Source organism: Roseateles asaccharophilus (assembly GCF_004362405.1).
Lineage (GTDB): Bacteria > Pseudomonadota > Gammaproteobacteria > Burkholderiales > Burkholderiaceae_C > Kinneretia > Kinneretia asaccharophila.
The window spans coordinates 25,803-43,829 of record NZ_SNXE01000001.1 but is presented as its reverse complement, the minus strand read 5'-3'; the positions used below and the strand labels follow the sequence as shown (position 1 = coordinate 43,829).

Sequence of the window (18,027 nt, the reverse complement as noted above, 5' to 3'; positions counted from 1 at the left end):
TGGCAAATCCGCAAGGATTTGCCTGCCGGCATAGTTTTTTCCACGCTGCCGACGCTGTGCGCCTGAGCCTCGCTGGCGGGCCTGCCTTGGAGTGGTATGGTTCGCGCTTTACAAAAATGCACATTGTTGAGGTGACGGCGACGACCGTGGCCCCGAGGTTCAGGCATGAGTGCGCAGCGTATCGGGAATGAGAGGCCCAGGGGCTTTGCGGTGAGGGCGCTGCGCCATGCTCAGCGCTGAGCGTCGCACCGAGCAGGGCGAGGTCGACGTCGCCCTGCTGCAGTTGCTGGCCAAGCAGGGCCGGCGCGTGCCCTATCCGGTCGGTCTGAGCGCGGTGGTCATCGCCCTGATGGCCGGTGACCGGATCTCCCCTTGGCTCAGCGGCGGCTGGGTGGCCCTGGTGTTTGGCGTCCTGGCCCTGCGCTGGTGGCTGCTGGGTCGGCTGCCGGACATGGAGTCGCTCACCCTGCGCCGGCGCCTGCAGGTGGCGGTGGCCCTGAGTGCCCTCAACGGCCTGGTGTTTGCCCTGTCCCTGCTGTTCACGCCCTACCTCAACGACTACCAGCGCATGGTGCACACCATCCTGCTGCTGGGCTTGGCGGCCGGGGCGGTGGCCACCACGGCGGGCAATCGGCCCGTGTTCCAGGCCTTTCTGGCGCCCGTGTCCCTGGCCAATGCCGCGGCCTGGATGAGTGGCGCCGCCGGGGTGCACGAGGTCACCTGGATCGAGCTGGTGCTGGGCGTGCTGATCCTGGGATTCGCCTGGATTCTGAGCAGCCTGGCGCGCGACACCTGGCGGGTGTTCGTGGAGTCGGTCAATATCCGCGCCCAGCAGCTCAAGAGCAACCAGCAGCTGCGCCTGGCCCTGAACCAGGCCGAGTCGGCCATACAGGCCAAGACCCGCTTCTTTGCCTCGGCCAGCCACGACTTGCGCCAGCCCATGCACACCCTGTCCCTGCTGGGGGCGGCCCTGCATATGCGGCCTCTGGATCCGGCCAGCGCCGAGATCGCGCGCAATATGAATCTGGCCGTGCGCTCCCTGTCCTCGCAGATGGATGCCCTGCTGGACATCTCCAAGCTGGACGCGCAGGTGGTGCCGGTCAGCAACGAGAGCTTCTCACTCGCCGGCTGGCTTTCGCGCCTGCAGCAGGAGTTTCTGCCCGCGGCCCAGGGCAAGGGGCTGAGCATCTATCTGGACTGTCCACCCCAGGCCTGGGTAGAGAGCGACCCGGTGCTGCTGGAGCGCGTGGTGCGCAATCTGATCGACAACGCGATCAAGTACACCCAGCAGGGCGCCGTCTACATCAATGCCCAGCGCCAGGGTGAGGTCTGGCGGGTGCAGGTGCGCGACACCGGCATCGGCATTGCCGAGGAGGAGCAGGCGCGGGTCTTCGAGGAGTTCTACCAAATCGGCAATCCCGAGCGCGACCGGGCCAAGGGCCTGGGCCTGGGCCTGTCCATCGTCAGCCGTCTGGTGGACTTGCTGGATCTGCATCTGGAGATGGAGTCCGAGGCCGGTGTGGGCTCCTGTTTCAGCCTGAGCATCACGGCCGCCGAGTCCCGGCAGGCGGTGCAGACGCCGGAGCAGGATGACGCGACCCTGCTGCTGAGCCGCCTGCGCGTGCTGGTGATCGACGATGAGGACCAGGTGCGCGGCGCCATGCAGACCCTGCTGGCCGCCTATGGCTGCGAGGTGGATCTGGCCGGCAGCACCCGCGAGGCCATGGTCAAGGGCCTGACCCGCGCGCCGGACATCGTGCTTTGCGATATGCGCCTGCGCGGGGCGGACGACGGCCTGGCGGCGCTGCGCTCCCTGCGCTCCGCCCATCCGCGGCTGCCCGCGGTGCTGATCAGCGGCGACACGGCGCCCGAGCGCCTGCGCGAGGCCCATGAGGCCGGCCTGACCCTGCTGCACAAGCCGGTCTCGGCAGAACAACTGGTGGCGGCCATGCAAGCCGCCATCGCGGAACGAGGGAGTGTCAAACATGTCATGCGGGGAGAAGCCGGCAGCATCGGCTGAACATCAGGCCTCATCGGCCCCACCGGAGCTGGCCCTGCGCTGGCTGTCCGAGCCCCTGGAGGCCCTGCTGGCCGCGGGCGATACCGAGTTCGACATCCTGATCGTGGGCAGCGGCTACGGCGGTGCCGCCGCGGCGGAGCATTTCTCGCGCTGCCGCGGGCCCGAGGGCCAGGTCTTGCGCATCGCGGTGCTGGAGCGCGGCCGCGAGTACCTCCCAGGCTCTTTCCCCGAGCGCATGGCCGATCTGCCCGGCCATGTGCGCTTTGCCGCGGCGGGCAGCGCCAGCGTGAGCGGCTACCGCGAGTCGCTGTTCGACTTCCGTGTGGGCCCGGACATGTGCGTGGCCCTGGCCAGCGGCCTGGGCGGCGGCTCCCTGATCAATGCCGGCGTGATGGAGCCGGCCCGCCCCGAAGTCTTTGCCGGCGGCGCCTGGCCCGAGGGCCTGCGCCGCGACCCTGGCCAGATGGCCGCCTGGTACGAGCGCGCCGGCCGCGCCCTGGGCAGCCTGGATGCCAGCGGTGCGCCCAACACCATCGAGCGCCTGGACAGCTACACGCCGCGCCGCGCCCGTTTCTTGCGCGAGCTGGACCCGCAGCGCGCCCGCAGCGTGCCCATCACCGTGGCCCTGGACGCCCAGCCGCGCAGCCCGGCGGGCCTGGATCTGTCGCGCTGCATCGCCTGCGGCGACTGCGCCACCGGCTGCAACCATGGGGCCAAGCAGTCGCTGGATACCAATCTGCTGCTGCAGGCGCACCAGCGCGGCGTGCGCCTGGTGACGGGGGCCACGGCCCTGCGCCTGGAGCAGCGCGCCGGCGAGGGCGAGGGCTGGGACCTGCTGCTGCGCTACACCGACGAGCTGCTGCACGCGCGCGAGCCCCACAAGCCTCTGCGCCTGCGCGCCCGCCAGGTGCTGCTGGCGGCCGGCAGCCTGGGCAGCACCGAGATCCTGCTGCGTTCACGCGCGGGTGGCCTGCCCCTGTCCGACCGCCTGGGCCATCAGTTCAGCGGCAATGGCGATGTGATCGCCCTGGGCCTGGACGCGCCCCAGGCCCTGAACGCCCTGGCCGACGAGGCCCTGGCCCCGGCGGCCCGCCAGGTGGGCCCCACCATCACCGCCATGCTGGATGCGCGGGAGGCCGGCGGCTTTGTGGTGCAGGACCTGGGCATCCCCGCCGGCCTGCGCTGGAGCCTGGAGGAGAGCTTTGCCCTGGCCGAGTCCCTGGACGCCCTGGCCCGGCCGGATCACAGCGAGCACCTGGGCGGCGAGGACTTTGAGGACCCGCTGAGCGTGCGCCCCGCGCGCGGCGCCCATCTGCTGCCGGTGGCCATCATGGGCCGTGACGCGGCCCAGGGCCGCCTCTTGATGCCGGCGCTGGACGATGAGGACGCGGCCGACGCGCAGGAGCCCGGCTGCCTGGCCGTGGACTGGCCCGCCGCCCGCCAGGACCCCGAGGTGCAGCGCCGCCATGACTGGCTGGCCCAGCGCCTGCAGGGGCAGGGCGCGCGCCTGCTGGCCAATCCGCTGTGGCGCCTGCTGCCGGCCGAGATGGAATTCCTGCTGGGCGACCAGCGTGGCCCCATGATCACCGTCCATCCCCTGGGCGGCTGCGCCATGGCCGACGATGCGGCGCGCGGCGTGGTCAATGAATGGGGTCAGGTCTTCAGCGCTCGTGCGGGCGATCAGGTCTACCCCGGTCTGGCGGTGCTGGACGGCGCCATCCTGCCCACGGCCCTGGGCATCAACCCGGCGCTCACCATCACCGCCTTGGCCCTGCGGGCCCTGGACGGTCTGCAGCGCCACTGGGGCCTGCGCGACGCGCCTAACGCAGCCCTGCCCCCGCCGGGCCCGCGCCCGGTCTATCGGCGGGTGGATCCGCAGCGCGTGGAGCCGCAGCAGCCCACCGTGGTGGAGATTCGCGAGCGTCTGGGCGGCTTTGTGCGCCTGGACGGCGCGCCGCGCTATCTGGAGCTGAGCTTTGTCTACCAGCCCAAGCCTGTGCGCGAGCTGCTGCTGGCCGGGCCGCAGCGCCATCTGCTGGGCGGGCCCCAGTGCCGGCTGCGCCTCTTCGAGGCCCAGCCCGATCCCGATGCGCCGGGCCGCTGGATGGTGGTCAAGGCCGGCAGCGCGCGCGGCCAGGGCAAGCTCTGGATGCATGCCGAGCGCGCCGATGCCGATGCGCTCTGGGTGGCGCCGCTGAGCCAGGCGCGGCTGGCGGTCTTCCACCGCGCGCCCAGCCGCCCCGGCCAGCGCCAGCGCCGCGCGCTCTGGGCCTGGTTTCGCAACCGCGGCTGGCGCGACAGCTGGCAGGCCGCCATCGCCCATCTGCATGGCAGCGAGGCGCCCAAGCCCGGCGCGCCCTCGGCCTGGCAGACCGTGCTCTCGCGCGCCCGCAATGCCCTGGCCCTGGCCAGCCATGGCGGCCAGATCCGGCTGATGGAATACGAGATGCGCGTGGGCGCGGGCCAGGGCCCGGGCGCCTGCGGCGCGCAGCTGGATGGCCTGCAGCTCAAGGGCTTCAAGCGCATCAGCTACACGCGGCGCGGCAATCCCTGGAAGCAGCTCAGCCGCATCCGCCTGGAGGATGGGCCCTTCGAGCCGCTGGACGATATGAAGGGTGGCGAAGGCCCCGAGCTGGAGCTGGATCTCTTCGATCTGGAGCGCCAGCGCCAGCCCCTGCTGCGCATCACCCAGGCCCAGGACCTGCCCAGTGCCATCCGCGATATCGGCTCCCTGCTGGCCTATCTGCTGCGCCTGATGATCCAGGTCCATGTCTGGACCTTCCGCAAGCCCGATGCCGCGCCGCCGCGCGAGATCAAGCGCCTGCCCGAGGCCGTGCCCGGCCTGCCCGAGCCCGAGATCAGCGAGATCGCCACCGGCCGCTGGGGCGAGGCCGGCGCCTCGCGCGAGCCGGTGAACCGCCAGCTGCGCAAGGACGACGACAGGCCGGTGATGATCCGCCTCACGCGCTACCGCGCCCGCGCGGGCGCCCATGGCCAGCCCCTGCTGATGATCCATGGCTACAGCGCCAGCGGCACCACCTTTTCCCACCACTCGGTGCAGCCCGGCCCGGCCAAGCTGCTTTGGGACGCGGGCTTCGACATCTGGGTGCTGGACATGCGCACCAGCGCCGGCCTGCCCACCGCGCGCCTGCCCTGGACCTTCGAGGAATGCGCGCTCAACGACATCCCGGTGGCCGTGGATGAGGTGCTGCGCGCCACCGGCCGCGCGAATCTGGATGTGCTGGCCCACTGCATGGGCTCGGCGATGCTGCACATGGCCCTGCTCCAGCCCCAGGCCCAGCGCTGCGAGCATTTCTTCCCGCTGCGCGAGAAGCTGATGAAGCAGCGGCGCATCCGCCGCCTGGTGATCTCCCAGGTCACGCCGTTGATGATCTACTCGCCCACCAACACCTTGCGGGCCTATCTGATGCAGTGGCTGCGGCCCTATCTGCCGCTGGAGGATTACAGCTTCCGCCCCGGCGGCGCCCAGAGTGAGCCCCTGGGCCTGCTGGACCAGCTGATCGACCGCCTGCTGGCCAGCCTGCCCTATCCGGACGAGGAGTTCGACATCGAGAACCCGCCCTTCCCCAGCATCCGCAAGACGCCCTGGACCGCCACCCGCCACCGCATGGACCTGCTCTATGGCCGCGACTTCGCGATCAAGAACGTGGCCCCGCCGGTGTTCGATTTCATCGACGATCATTTCGGGCCGCTCAATATGGACACCGTGGCCCAGGCCATCCACTTCGCGCGCCAGCACGAGATCAGCGACTGGCGCGGTGCCAGCCTCTACCTGGACGATATGGCCAAGAGCCTGGCCCAGCTGCAGGCCTTTCCGGTGCTCTCGGTGCACGGGCAGGACAACGGCCTGTGCCAGTCCGAGAGCGGGGAGCTCACGCGCGACCTCTACGAGCGCGTGGCCCCGGGCCGCTACCGCCACAAGATCGTGCACGGCCATGGGCACCAGGACTGCCTGATCGGCCACGACATCCAGGACGTGGTGTTCAAGGACGTGATCGCCTTCCTGCTGGAGGAGCAGCCATGAAGCGCCTGCTGGCCGAGCTCTGCAGCGTCTTCCCGCCCCTGCACCGGGTGGAGCGCGCGCGCGCCCTCTCGCCGGAGGGCGTGGACGAGGTGCGCGTGCTCACCGCCCTGCGCCCCGAGCGCGGCTGGCCGCGCCACTGGGCCTGGCTGCCGGTGCGCATGGCCGAGGACGAGCAGGGCGGCGCCATCACCCCGCTGCGCGCCGATCTGCCCCTGAGCCAGCAGCTCCATCTGCAGCCCTTCGAGCATGCCGATGTGAGCCGCCTGCCCGGCGATGCGCTGCGCGGCGCGCTGCCGGCGGCCTGGTTCCCGCCGCTGCAGGACCCGGTCAGCGGCCAGGCCTGCGGCCTGCTCTGCCTGTTTGTCTACGCCGATCTGGCCCAGCAGCAGCGCGAGGGCCAGGCCGGCGAGACCACGCTGGACGCCGCCCTGGCCACCGCCCTGGCCCAGGACCCGCTGCAGCTGCGCCATGCCTTCACGCCCCTGCCGCCCGAGGACGAGACCGCGGCCCGCCCCGGCGAGGGCCTGGGTTTTGTGCTGGCCGCCTGCCAGTACCCGCCGCAGATGCTGGACGTGAGCCCCGGCGCCGAGCGCGACCCCGCGCGCGCCGGCCCGGGCCAGGCCGCGCTGGCGCGCCTGCTGGCCTTCACCCGCGCCAGCGCGGCGGGGCGCCAGACCTCCCTGCTGCTGCTGGCCGGCGACCAGATCTATGCCGATGCCACCGGCGGCCTGGCCGATGGCCGCAACAGCGTGGACCGCTATGCGCGGCCCTACCAGCAGTTCAAGGCCGGTCTGCCGCGCCATCTGCCGCCCAGCCTGGCGCGCATCGTGCACGCACCGGACGACCACGAGATCGTGGACAACTGGGAGCCCGTGGCCGACCCGAGCGCGCCCGGCGGTCAGCGCCGCGGCCCCCTGGTCGATGCGGCCCTGGCCGCGGCCTGGGCGGCACGCTGGGAGGCGGGCGAGCGCGAGGGCGTGCTGGAGCATTTCTGGCACCGCTTCGACTGGCGCGGCGCGGCCTTCTTCGTGGCCGATGCCCGCACGGAGCGCGAGCCGCGCCATGTGGCGCGCCTGGACCAGGCCCAGATGCTGTCCGCCTGCCAGCGCCAGGCCTTCGAGGCCTGGCTGCAGGCCCGCGCCGGCCGGCCGCGCTTTGTGCTCAGCGGCTCTTTGCCGCTGCCGCGGCGCCGCGCCACCCGGGCCCATGCCGCCAGCGCCCTGCGCTCCGATGCCTGGGACGGCTATCCCGCCAGCCTGCACTGGCTGCTGGGCACGCTGTGGACGCAGCGGGCCCAGGACGTGGTGCTGCTGTCGGGCGACGAGCACCGCTCCGGCTATGTGCGCGCCGAGATCGCGCCGGTGGATGGCAGCGGGCCTGCGGTGCGACTCGTCAGCATCCACAGCTCGGCCCTGTACGCACCCTGGCCTTTTGCCGTGACCCGCGCCGAGGACTTTGCCGCTCCCGAAAGCTTCGAGTTTCAGGCGCCCGGGGGCCAGGTCTTGCGCTGCACCGTGAGCGCTTGGCATGACGCGCCGGGCGATGGTTTTGCCCATCTGCGCCTGGACCCGGACGGCTCACGCCTGCGCCTGTGGTTCGACCGTGCCGGGCGAGCGCTGCACCAGGCCCTGGCCGGCGCCGACGAGGCGCAGTGGCCGGCGCCCGATGGCGAGTTCCCGCTGGGCGGCGGGCAGGGCTGAGGTCTTGGCCCGTTGCCGCGTTCAGGCCAGGACCTGCGCCAAATTCTGCACCCAGGCCTGCGGATCGCCGTAGTAGCGCGAGTGATCCAGGCGCAGCAGGCGGCCGTCGGGGGCTTGCAGCAGCAGGCTGGGGAAGCCCTGCACGCCGCCGGCCTGCATCAGGGCGCGGCTCTCGCGCAGATGGGCCTGGGTGGCCGCGCCGCTCAGGCGCGCGTACGCGGCTTCGAAGGCGGCGCCGTCCAGCCCCTGCTCGCGGGCCAGGCCCAGCAGCACGGCCGGTTCGGCGATGCGCTGGCCTTCCACGTAATGGGCGCGCTGCACCCGCTCCAGCAGGGCCAGGCCGACGTGGGCGCCGCCCAGCTCGCTGGCGGCGAGCACCGCGGTGATGGGGGGCTCGGAGTCGAGCAGCGCATCGGGTTCGCGCAGCAGGCCGTCGGTGTAGCCGCTGCCGAAAGGCTGGCCGCTCAGGGCCTGGATGCGGCGGTCATGCGGCTGCACATAGGCCCGCAGCTCGGGCGTGATGGGCCGGCGGGCGGCGCCGGCAAAGAGGCCGCCGCCGTGCAGCACCAGGCTCAGCCCCGGCAGCTGGGCCGCCGTGGCCTGCAGCAGCGGGGCCGCGCCCCAGCACCAGCCGCACAGCGGATCGAAGACATAGTGCAGGACGGGCACGCGGCCCGCGGCGCTGGCGCTTACCACTTCATCTCACCCTTGTTGACCTTGGCACCGATGTCCAGGGCGATGCCCAGGCCGGCCTGCGGGTAGGCGGCCTTCATGGTCTCGATCAGGGCGGCGGCATTGGCGGCGCGGGGCAGCTCGGTCTCGAAGCGCTGCAGATAGTCGCGGGTGTAGCGCAGCACCGAGGCGTCCTGCACCGTGCCGGGCAGCATATGACCGGGCACCACCACGGCGGGCTTGAGGGCCAGCTGCTCGTCGATCTTGGCCACCCAGGCGGCGCGCTCGGCCATGGTCTGGGTGTCGGCGGTCCAGGCGTGCAGGCCGCCGAAGCTGTTCACGCCGCCGACCACGGCCTTGAGCGAGGGAATCCAGACATAGCTGCGGTGGGCCAGGCTGTCATTGAGGCCGCGGATCTCCAGGGTCTGGCCTTCCAGCGTCAGGGTATTGCCCTCCAGCACCTGGGGCAGCAGGGGCTGGCGCGGCGCATTGGCGCCCAGACGCGGGCCCCAGACCTTGAGCTTGGTGGGCAGGGAGGCTTCGATCTTCTTGAAGGTGGGCGCGGCGGTGACGACGCGGGCGGCCGGGAACTCCTGCTTCAGCACTTCCAGGCCGAAGTAGTAGTCGGGATCGGCGGCCGAGACATAGATGGTGGACAGGGTCTTGCCGCTGTCCAGCACGGCGGCGGCGATGCGCAGGGCGTCGGCGCGGGTGAAGCCCGCGTCCAGCAGCAGGGCTTCCTTGGCGCCCATGACCAGCACCGAGTTCACATGGAAGCTGGCCGCGCCGTGATTGATGACCTTGAGCTCCAGCGGGGCGCTGGCGGCGGCCGGGGCGGCGGCGGTCTGGGCCTGGCCGGCGGCGACCATGCCCAGGCCCAGGGCGGAGACGAGGCCCAGGCGGCGCATCAGGCGGGAGAGGGTGTTGTGGCGGTTCATACGAGGTCCTTGGCGTTCAGGGTGTTGCGATGGACTGAACTTTATTTGCTCGGATTGCGCGGATAAACAGCCTTTGAAGCGCATGTTTGTTGCATGATTCGGGCATATGGACACCTTGCAAGCCATGCGCGTCTTTGTGGAGGTGGTGGAGCGCGGCAGCCTCAGCGCCGCGGCCGCCAGCCTGGACATCTCGCGCGCCATGGCCACCCGCCAGCTGGAGGGACTGGAGCGCTGGCTGGGCACGCGGCTGCTGCAGCGCAGTACCCGGCGCCTGAGCCTGACCGATGCCGGCCTGGAAGCCCTGCCGCGCTGCCGCCAGCTGGTGGAGCTGGCCGAGGATGCGCGCCAGGCGGCCGGCGCGCGCCAGCAGCAGGTGCGGGGGCTGCTGCGCATCAGCGCCTCCATGTCCTTTGCCCAGCTGCACCTGGCCGCGGCGGCGGCCGATTTCCTGACGGCCCACCCCCAGACCCAGATCGAGCTGCTGGCCTCGGAGCATCCGGTCAATCTGGTGGAGGACCGCATCGACCTGGCCCTGCGCATCAGCAACCAGCTGGACCCGGCCCTGATCGCGCGCCGCCTGAGCGTGTGCCGCTCGGTGCTCTGCGCCGCCCCGGCCTATCTGGCCGGCCGACCCGCGCCCGAGCGCCCCGAGCAGCTGGCCGAGCATGTCTGCCTGGGTCATGCCCGCTTCGGCAGCGAGGAGTGGCGGCTGCGCCGCGCGGGCCAGGAGCAGCGCGTGCCCCTGGTCGGGCCGCCGCGGCTGCGCTCCAACGAGGCCACGGTGCTGCTGCAGGGCGCGCTGGCCGGCGCCGGCATTGCCCTGCTGCCCACCTATCTGGCAGGTCCGGCCCTGGCCGCGGGCCAGCTGCAGCGCCTGCTGCCGGGCTGGGAACCCGAGGAGCTGGGCATACACGCCGTCTACACCAGCCGGCGCCACCAGCCCCTGCTGCTGCGCCGCTTCGTGGACTTTCTGGCCGAGCGTTTCGACCCCGAGCGCCCCTACTGGGACCAGGCCTGAGGCCGGTCTCTTGGGCGCAGGCCTAGCCCAGGTGCTGCCGCAGCCAGGGCTCCAGGTCCTGGGGCGGCAGGGGCTTGGAGAACAGATAGCCCTGGGCCACGGGATAGCCTTGCTCGCGCAGCAGGCGGTTCTGCTGCTCGTTCTCCACGCCCTCGGCCACCACGGTCAGCTGCAGGCTCTTGCCTATACCCAGGATGGCATTGCTGAGCGCGCGCGCCATTTCGTCGCCTTCGAGGTCGGCCACGAAGATGCGGTCCAGCTTGAGCTCGCTGACCGGCAGGCGGCGCAGATAGCTGAGGCTGGAGTAGCCGGTGCCGAAATCGTCCATGGACAGCCGCACCCCCTGAGCCTGGACCTCGGCAATCGTCTTCATGGTGCTGGGATTGGTGTCCAGCAGCACGCTCTCGGTGATCTCCAGGGTCAGGTCGCTGGCCTGCAGCGCGTGGCGTTCCAGCGCGCTGGCAATGATGTTGGGCAGCTCCAGATTGTGGAAGGCCGTGGGCGAGAGATTGACCGAAACGGCTGGCACGTTCAGTCCCTGGGCGCGCCAGGCGGCGAGCTGGCGGCAGGCCTCGCGCAGGGCCCAGCGGCCCAGCTCGGCGATCAGGCCGCATTCCTCGGCCAGGGGGATGAAGCGCGTGGGCGGGATGGGACCCAGCGCGGCATGGGTCCAGCGTGCCAGGGCTTCCACACCGTAGAGACGGCCCGTGGCCAGCTCGATCTGGGGCTGGTAGTGCAGGCACAGCGAGCCCTGGGCCAGGGCCTCGCGCAGCGCGGTCTCCAGGGCCAGGCGTTCCTGGGCCATGCGGTTCATCTCGGCGCTGAAGAAGCGGAAGCTCCCGCGCTCGGCGCTCTTGGCCTGGTACATGGCCATATCGGCTCGCTGCAGCAGGGTCTCCATCTCGCGCCCGTCGCCGGGGAACATGGCGATGCCCACGCTGGCGGAGATGGACAGGCGGGTGTCGGCAATGCTCATGGGTGCGGCCAGCAGGGCCTGCAGGCGCTCCACGGTGTTGGTGGCGTGCTCTGCATCGCACTGGGGCAGCACCACCACGAACTCATCGCCCGAGAGCCGGCCGGCAATGTCCGAGGCGCGCAGCTCGTGCTGCAGCCGCTTTGCCACCTCGCGCAGCAGGGCGTCGCCCGCCGGGTGGCCCAGGGAGTCGTTCACCTGCTTGAAGCGGTCCAGGTCCAGGAAGAGCACGGCCAGCTGCTCCTCGTTGCGCGCGGCGGAGGCGATGGCCTGGTCGGCACGCGCGTGCAGCAGGCTGCGGTTGGGCAGGCCCGTGAGCCCGTCATAGAAGGCCAGCTGGCGGATGCGCTTGCGTGCCAGCTCACGCTCCAGGGCCAGGCTGCACAGATGGGTGCAGGCGTCCACCAGCTGCTGGTGGAAAGGAGAGTTCAGATCGCTGTGCTTGCGGCGTGAGTAGAAGGCGAAGGTGCCGATCACGCGGCCCTCGCCATTGAAGAAGGGCGTGGACCAGCAGGCCTTGAGACCCTGGGGCTGGAACAGGGCGCGGTAGTCGGCCCACAAGGGGTCGTGGTCCATATCGCCGACCATGACCGATTCCCGGCGCCAGGCCGCGGTCCCGCAGGAGCCGACCTGGGGGCCTATCGCCAGGCCTTCCAGCTTGGAGGAGTACTCCATGGGCAGGCCGGGCGCGGCCAGCGGATGGAGCAGGCCCTGTTCATCCACCTCCAGGATGGAGGCGATCAGGTCCGGGGCGATGCGCTCCACCTCGCGGCAGATCAGCTCCATCACCTCGACCAGGGGGCGCTCGCGGGCCATGGCTTCCAGCACGCGGTGCTGCAGCGCCTCGTGCATCTTGGCGCGGGTGATGTCGGTCAAGAGGGTGACCGTGTACTGCCAGGCGCCGTCAGGGCCGGCCACCGGATTGCTGATCACCTTGGCCCAGTAGCGCTGGCCCTCGCGGCCGCTGACGATCTCTTCGCGGCCCACGGCGCGACCGGCGCGCAGGCCTGCCCGATAGTCCTCGGCAAAGGTCTGCGGCAGCTGGGGGGCCAGCAGGGCGATGGGTTCCCGGCCCAGCACCTCCGGCGGTGTCCAGCCGAACATGCGGCTAAAGCCGGTATTGACGTAGACGATGCGCGACTCGGCATCGCTGATCACCACGGCCGCATCGCTGGCGTCGGCCACCAGGGAGAGTCGGCGCAGATGCTCCTGCTGCTCGCGCTCGTGCTGCAGGCGCTCGCTCACATCGCTGGCGACCTTGAGCACCTGCTGCACCCGGCCCTGCGCGTCGAACACCGGGGTGTAGCTGGCTTCCAGCCAGCAGCTGCTGCCGTCGCGGCGCCGGCGCTCCACCAGTCCGCTGTGGCTGCCACCGGCCAGCAGGCCGGCCCAGAAGCGCTGGTACTCCTCGCGCTCGGCCTGTCCATCCGTGCAGAAGGCCTGGTGGGGCAGACCCAGGGCTTGCTCGCGGCTGTAGCCCAGCAGGGCCAGATAGCGCTCATTGGCCTGGCGCAACACGCCGTCGGTGTCAAACTCGGCCATGGCCATGACCCGGTCCAACGCGTCCAGCTGGGCCAGGCGCTGGGCCTCTTGGACCGCCTTTTCGGCTTCGAGCATCTCGTCTCTTTTCGTCGCACGCTGCGCGCAGCGTCTTGATGCGCATCAAGGAGCCCCAGGCAAGCCCTTGGGCGTCCTATTCATGGGGGTTGGCGAGATGATAGTGCGCCGCGCCGCTGAGGCGGTCCCAATAGCGCAACACGGCCCGTGGGCCGTGTTGCTGCAGGGAAACGCGTGCGCTCAGGGCTGCTTGAAATCGCCCGCGAAGATGAGCTGGAAGTCCGCCAGCTTCAGGTACTTGCGCAGGGCCGCGTTGACCTGTTCCGGCGTCAGCCGGCTCAGCGCCTCATCCACCTGCTGGCTGCGCGCCAGCGTGCGCTTGAGCAGCAGATTGGCCGCCAGGGTCTGGGCCAGGGCCGGGTCTTGCGCGCGCGCCAGGGCGCGGCTGCTCAGCAGGGCCTGCTTGCCGGCGGCCACCTCCTCGGCGCTGAAGCCGTCCTTGAGCGCACGGGCCACCTCTTCGCGCAGGGCCGTCTCGACCTTGCTGCGATTGCTCGGCGCAAAGATGGCGCCCAGGTTCCAGGGCGAGTTCTCGTCCAGGGGGCTCCACTGCACAAAGGACCAGACGCCATAGGACAGGCCTTCCTTCTCGCGGATGCGCTTCCACAGACGCGAGTCGCTGCCCTCGCCCAGCAGGTAGTTGGCCATCAGCAGGGCGGGATAGTCGGCATGCTCGTCGCTCAGGGCCAGGGGCATGCGGCCGGCCAGCACGGCGTTCTGCTTGTCGGGCGTCTGAATCAGCTGCAGCTTGCCGGGCACGGCCAGGCTGGGTCGGGGCACCCGGGCATAGGGAGCGGGCGCGCGCCAGTCGCCGAAGGCGGTCTCGGCGGCCTGCTTGAGGGCGGCCGCGTCGAAGTCGCCCACCAGGCCCAGCTGGGCCTGGCTGGCACCGTAGAAACGGGCGTGGAAGGCCCGCACCTGCTCGATGCTCACCGCTTGCGTATCGGCCGCGATCTCGTCAAAGGTCCGCGCATGGCGCACATCGCCGCGGGTGTAGGGGCCGTTGAAGGCCAGGGCGATGGCGTTCGCCGCCACGGCCTGGGGCTCATCGCGTTGGGCCTGCAGGGCGGCCAGGCTCTGGGCGCGCACCTCGTCCAGGCTGTCGGGGCCCAGGCGCGGCTGGCGCAGCATCTCGCCGATCAGGGCCAGGGCCTCGGCCGCATGCTCGCGGCGCGTGGTCCAGGCCACGCTCACGCCTTCGCTGCCGGGCATGACCTGCAGCTCCACCTTGAGCGCGTCCAGGCGGTCGCGCAGCTGCTGGCGGTCCAGGCGCTGCGTGCCCTTGTCCAGCAGGGCCGCCGTGGCATCGCTGACGGCGCGCAGGCCCTGCAGGCCGGCGGCGTCACCCCAGCGCAGGCTCAGCACGCCCTGCACCGCATTGCCGCGGGTGGGCTTGGGCAGCAGGGCCAGCTGCAGGCCGCTGGCCAGGGTGGCGCGCTGGGTCTGGCGGTCGATGTTGGCGGGGCTGGCGTCGAAGGCCGCCACCTGAGTCGCGGCGGCAGCCGGTACGAACTGCTTCATCTCGGCCGCCACCTCCACCATGGCCGGCGCCGGGGCGCGCTGGGGCTTGTCGGTGGGGATGTAATGGGCCAGGGTGCGGTTGCTGGGCAGCAGGCGCTCACGCGCCACGCGCTGCACATCGTCCAGCTTGGCGCTGCGGATGCGGTCGCGCAGCAGGAAGAAGAGGCGCCAGTCGCCCTGGCTCACGGTCTCGGACAAGGCGGTGCCCACCTGCTCGGGATCGGTGAACAGCTGCTCCCAGCGGTTCAGCCAGCGCGTCTGGGCACGCTTGAGTTCTTCGGCCGTGATGGGCTGGGCCATCAGTTCCTGCTCCACCACCTGCAGCAGCCGCTGGCTCATGAGCTCCAGACTGGCGCCGGGGGCCAGCTCGGCATTCAGCACGGTGAAGCCCGGATCATGCAGGGGCGCGGCGAAGGCGGCCACGGAGGCGGCCAGCTTGTCCCGCTCCACCAGGGCCTTGTGCAGACGGCCGGCCGGAGCTTCGGTCAGGATGAGATTGAGCAGCTCCACTGCCGCATAGTCCGGGTGCGGGCCCGGCGGCACATGGTAGGCCAGGGTGGCGCTGGCCACGCCGCCGGTGCGGCGTACCGCGACAAAGCGCTCGCCGTCCTGCACCGGATCCAGGGTGTAGAGCTTGGGCAGCTTGCGCGTGGGCTTCTTGATCTTGCCAAAGCTCTGCTGCACCCAGGCCAGCACCTTGGCGCTGTCGAACTTGCCCGAGACGATGAGGGTGGCGTTGTCCGGCTGGTAGTACTGGCGGTAGAAGGCCTGCAGGCGCGGGATGTCCACGTTCTCCACATCGGCGCGCGCGCCTATGGTGCTCTTGCCATAGTTGTGCCACTGGTACATGGTGGCCAGCAGGCGCTCGAAGACGATGTTGCCGGGGTCGTTCTCCCCCATCTCCATCTCGTTGCGCACCACGGTCATCTCGGTGTCCAGATCGCTGCGGGCCACCCGGCTGTTGACCATGATGTCGGCCTGCCACTCCAAGTACCAGCGCAGATTGGCCTCGTTGGCGGCAAAGCTGGCGAAGTAGTTGGTGCGGTCCAGCCAGGTGCTGCCATTGGACTGCAGGCCACGCTTGGCGAATTCGGCGTCCGGTGCGGGGTTCTTGGCCGTGGGCTTGAACAGCAGATGCTCCAGCAGATGGGCCATGCCGGTCTCGCCATAGTTCTCGTGGCGGGAGCCGACCTTGTAGGTCATATTGACCGTGGTGCTGGGCTTGGAGCTGTCCGGGGCCAGCAGCACTTGGAGGCCGTTGGCCAGGCGGTACTCGGTGATGCCCTCGACGCTGGCCACGGGTTTGAGCGGCGCCTGGGCGGTGGCGGCGCTGGCGGCCATCAGGCCGGCGCCGAGGATCAGCGTGATGCGGCGGATCATCATCATGTGCATGCGTTCTTGCTCCTGTGTCGGGATGCGCGGCGCAGAGCGTAGCAGCATGGCGGCGACGCGCATGGCGCGGTGGTCGCGGGCGATCATCGATACTCCTGGCCTTTGAACCGGAGCCCGTCCTTGAAGCTGACCATGGCGAAGAACTCGCTGTTCGCGATCCTGCTGCGTTCGTCCTGGTGGATCGGCTTGCTGATCGCGGCCGTGCTGGCCCTGCTGAGCTTTGCGCTGCTGCCGGCGGACCTGCGGCTGGTGGGCGCGCTCTCGGGATTCCCCTTTCTGGTGGTCAGCGCGCTGGCCCTGCGTCGCCAATGGGGCCTGCCCAGCGCCGCGCGCATCGCCCAGACGCAGGAGGCCCTGGCCGACCTGGGCTGGCCGGCCTTCTCGGCACTGCTGGAGCAGGCCTTCCGACGCGAGGGCTACACACTGAGGCTGCCGTCGGGCAAGAGCGAGGCCTATGACTTCGAGCTGGAGCGCGGGGGCCGCCTCACCCTGGTCAGCGCGCGGCGCTGGAAATCGGCCCGCACCGGGCTGGAGGCGCTGCGTGCGCTGCAGGCCGCGCGTGAGGCCAGGCAGGCCGACGCGGTGATCTATATCGGCCTGGCCGCGTTGAGCGAGAACGCCCGACCCTATGCCGCCGCGCAGGGCATCGACATCTGGCAGGCGAGCGAACTGGCCGGCCTGTTGCGCGATCTGCCCTCGGGCAAGGGGAGGCCACACTGATGAATAAGCGCCGAATCGCAAGCGCCGCCCTGGGGGCGGCACTGCTGTCCCTGGCCCTGCTGGGCGCTTGCGCCCATCGGGCGGCCGAGTCGCCTCCCATGCCGCCCGAGGCGGCGCCGCAGGCCCGCGCCTGCCCCAGCGGCATGCCGGCCGACACCCGCTGCCTGGGTGGCCAGGACAGTGCCGGCGCCTTCTACCTGATCGCCATTCCCAAGGACTGGCGGGGCGAGCTGGTGCTGCACAGCCACGGCGGCCCCTTTCTTGGCGCGCCGACCATGAAGCGCGTCGAGGAGGACTTGCAGCGCTGGTCCATCATGCCGCGCGCCGGCTATGCCTGGGCCGGCTCCAGCTTCCGCCAGGGCGGGGTGGCGGTGCGTGCCGCGGCCGAGGACACCGAGCGCCTGCGTCGGCTCTTTGTCCAGCATGTCGCCCAGCCCAAGCTGACCCTGCTGCATGGCCAGTCCTGGGGCGCCAGCGTGGCGGCCATCGCGGCCGAGATGTACCCGCGGGCCTATGACGGCGTGCTGCTCACCAGCGGCGTGCTGGCCGGCGGCACCCGGTCCTACGAGTTCCGCCTGGATCTGCGCGTGGTCTACCAGTACCTGTGCAACAACCATCCGCGCCCCGAGGAGCCGCCGTATCCGCTGTGGCGCGGCCTGCCGGCCGGTAGCGCGCTGAGCCAGGCCGAACTGGCCCGGCGCATCAACGACTGCCTGGCGCTGGACAAGCCCGCGGCCGAGCGCAGCGCCGAGCAGGCGCGCAAGATCCGCACCATCACCGAGGTGATCCAGATCCCGGAGCGCAACATCCTGGGCCATCTGAACTGGGCCACCTTCCACTTCCAGGACATTGCCGAGAAGCGCAGCGGCGGGGCCAGCGTGTTCGGCAATACCGGCGCGCAGTACCGCGGCTCGGATGATGACCGCGCGCTCAATGCCGGCGTGCTGCGCTATGCGGCCGACCCGGCGGCGGTGGCGCGTTTCGGCGCCGACACCGATCCCGGCGGCCGAATCGCGGTGCCGGTGCTGACGGTCCATGGCATCCGCGACCCGATCGCCTTCGTCGAGCTGCAGCACAGCTTTGGCGAGACCATGGCGCGGGCCGGCCGCGCCGGGTCGCTGGTGCAGACCTTTAGCGACGATGCCGAACACAGCTACCTCAGCGACGCCAGCTATGTGGCCCTGATGGAGGCCCTGAAAGCCTGGCTGCGCGAGGGGCGCAAGCCGACGCCGGCCGCGGTGGCGCAGGGCTGCGAGCGGGCGCAGGCGCAATTCCCTTCCAGCTGCCGCTTCCGGCCGGACTATCAGCCTGCGTCGCTGGAGACGCGCGTTGCGCCGCGCCTGCGGCCCTGAGGCCGGGAGCTTTTGCGCTGCGTCAGCAGGACGCCGCCGCGGAACTCATGGCGCCATGA

At 70.9% G+C, this 18,027-nt stretch carries 10 protein-coding genes; 6 read left to right on the top strand and 4 right to left on the bottom strand.

Annotated elements, in window-relative coordinates; translation table 11 throughout:
* Window positions 1-226 precede the first annotated feature (226 nt).
* From DFR39_RS00170 to DFR39_RS00160, 3 genes are read left to right on the top strand one after another with little or no spacing between them, the layout of a single operon-like run.
* On the top strand, window positions 227-2,020 hold the full coding sequence (locus DFR39_RS00170; RefSeq protein ID WP_133601515.1) for an ATP-binding response regulator: 1,794 nt from the start codon (window positions 227-229) through the stop codon (window positions 2,018-2,020).
* Entirely contained in the window at window positions 1,986-6,065 is a 4,080-nt protein-coding gene (locus tag DFR39_RS00165) for an alpha/beta fold hydrolase (protein WP_133601514.1), read from the top strand. Before DFR39_RS00170 ends, DFR39_RS00165 begins: the two co-directional genes overlap by 35 nt.
* Window positions 6,062-7,765: an alkaline phosphatase D family protein gene (locus DFR39_RS00160; RefSeq protein WP_133601513.1), complete on the top strand. Its 1,704-nt coding sequence runs from the start codon at window positions 6,062-6,064 to the stop codon at window positions 7,763-7,765. Before DFR39_RS00165 ends, DFR39_RS00160 begins: the two co-directional genes overlap by 4 nt.
* A gap of 21 nt (window positions 7,766-7,786) precedes the next feature.
* Here the strand turns inward: DFR39_RS00160 and DFR39_RS00155 are convergent, their stop codons facing one another.
* Window positions 7,787-8,461: a DsbA family protein gene (locus tag DFR39_RS00155; protein WP_246030627.1), complete on the bottom strand. Its 675-nt coding sequence runs from the start codon at window positions 8,459-8,461 to the stop codon at window positions 7,787-7,789.
* Window positions 8,455-9,306 (bottom strand): MBL fold metallo-hydrolase, encoded by an 852-nt coding sequence (locus DFR39_RS00150; protein WP_133602363.1) that lies wholly within the window; start codon window positions 9,304-9,306, stop codon window positions 8,455-8,457. Before DFR39_RS00150 ends, DFR39_RS00155 begins: the two co-directional genes overlap by 7 nt.
* A gap of 175 nt (window positions 9,307-9,481) precedes the next feature.
* Between DFR39_RS00150 and DFR39_RS00145 the strand changes: the two genes are divergently transcribed.
* Entirely contained in the window at window positions 9,482-10,393 is a 912-nt protein-coding gene (locus DFR39_RS00145; RefSeq protein WP_133601512.1) for a LysR family transcriptional regulator, read from the top strand.
* Between the two features lie 22 nt (window positions 10,394-10,415).
* Here the strand turns inward: DFR39_RS00145 and DFR39_RS00140 are convergent, their stop codons facing one another.
* A complete protein-coding gene (locus tag DFR39_RS00140) occupies window positions 10,416-12,983 on the bottom strand; it encodes an EAL domain-containing protein (RefSeq protein WP_133601511.1) in 2,568 nt (855 codons plus the stop codon).
* A gap of 180 nt (window positions 12,984-13,163) precedes the next feature.
* Complete coding sequence (locus DFR39_RS00135; RefSeq protein ID WP_419789843.1) at window positions 13,164-15,890, bottom strand: M16 family metallopeptidase; 2,727 nt, start codon at window positions 15,888-15,890, stop codon at window positions 13,164-13,166.
* 138 nt (window positions 15,891-16,028) lie between these two features.
* Between DFR39_RS00135 and DFR39_RS00130 the strand changes: the two genes are divergently transcribed.
* Both DFR39_RS00130 and DFR39_RS00125 read left to right on the top strand, forming a co-directional pair.
* Window positions 16,029-16,616, top strand: a complete 588-nt coding sequence (locus DFR39_RS00130) for a restriction endonuclease (RefSeq protein WP_133601510.1) — start codon at window positions 16,029-16,031, stop codon at window positions 16,614-16,616.
* The gene (locus DFR39_RS00125; protein ID WP_133601509.1) at window positions 16,616-17,968 is read left to right on the top strand and encodes an alpha/beta hydrolase; all 1,353 of its coding nucleotides are present in this window, start codon (window positions 16,616-16,618) and stop codon (window positions 17,966-17,968) included. The genes DFR39_RS00130 and DFR39_RS00125 overlap by 1 nt, the downstream gene beginning before the upstream one ends.
* Window positions 17,969-18,027: the final 59 nt, after the last annotated feature.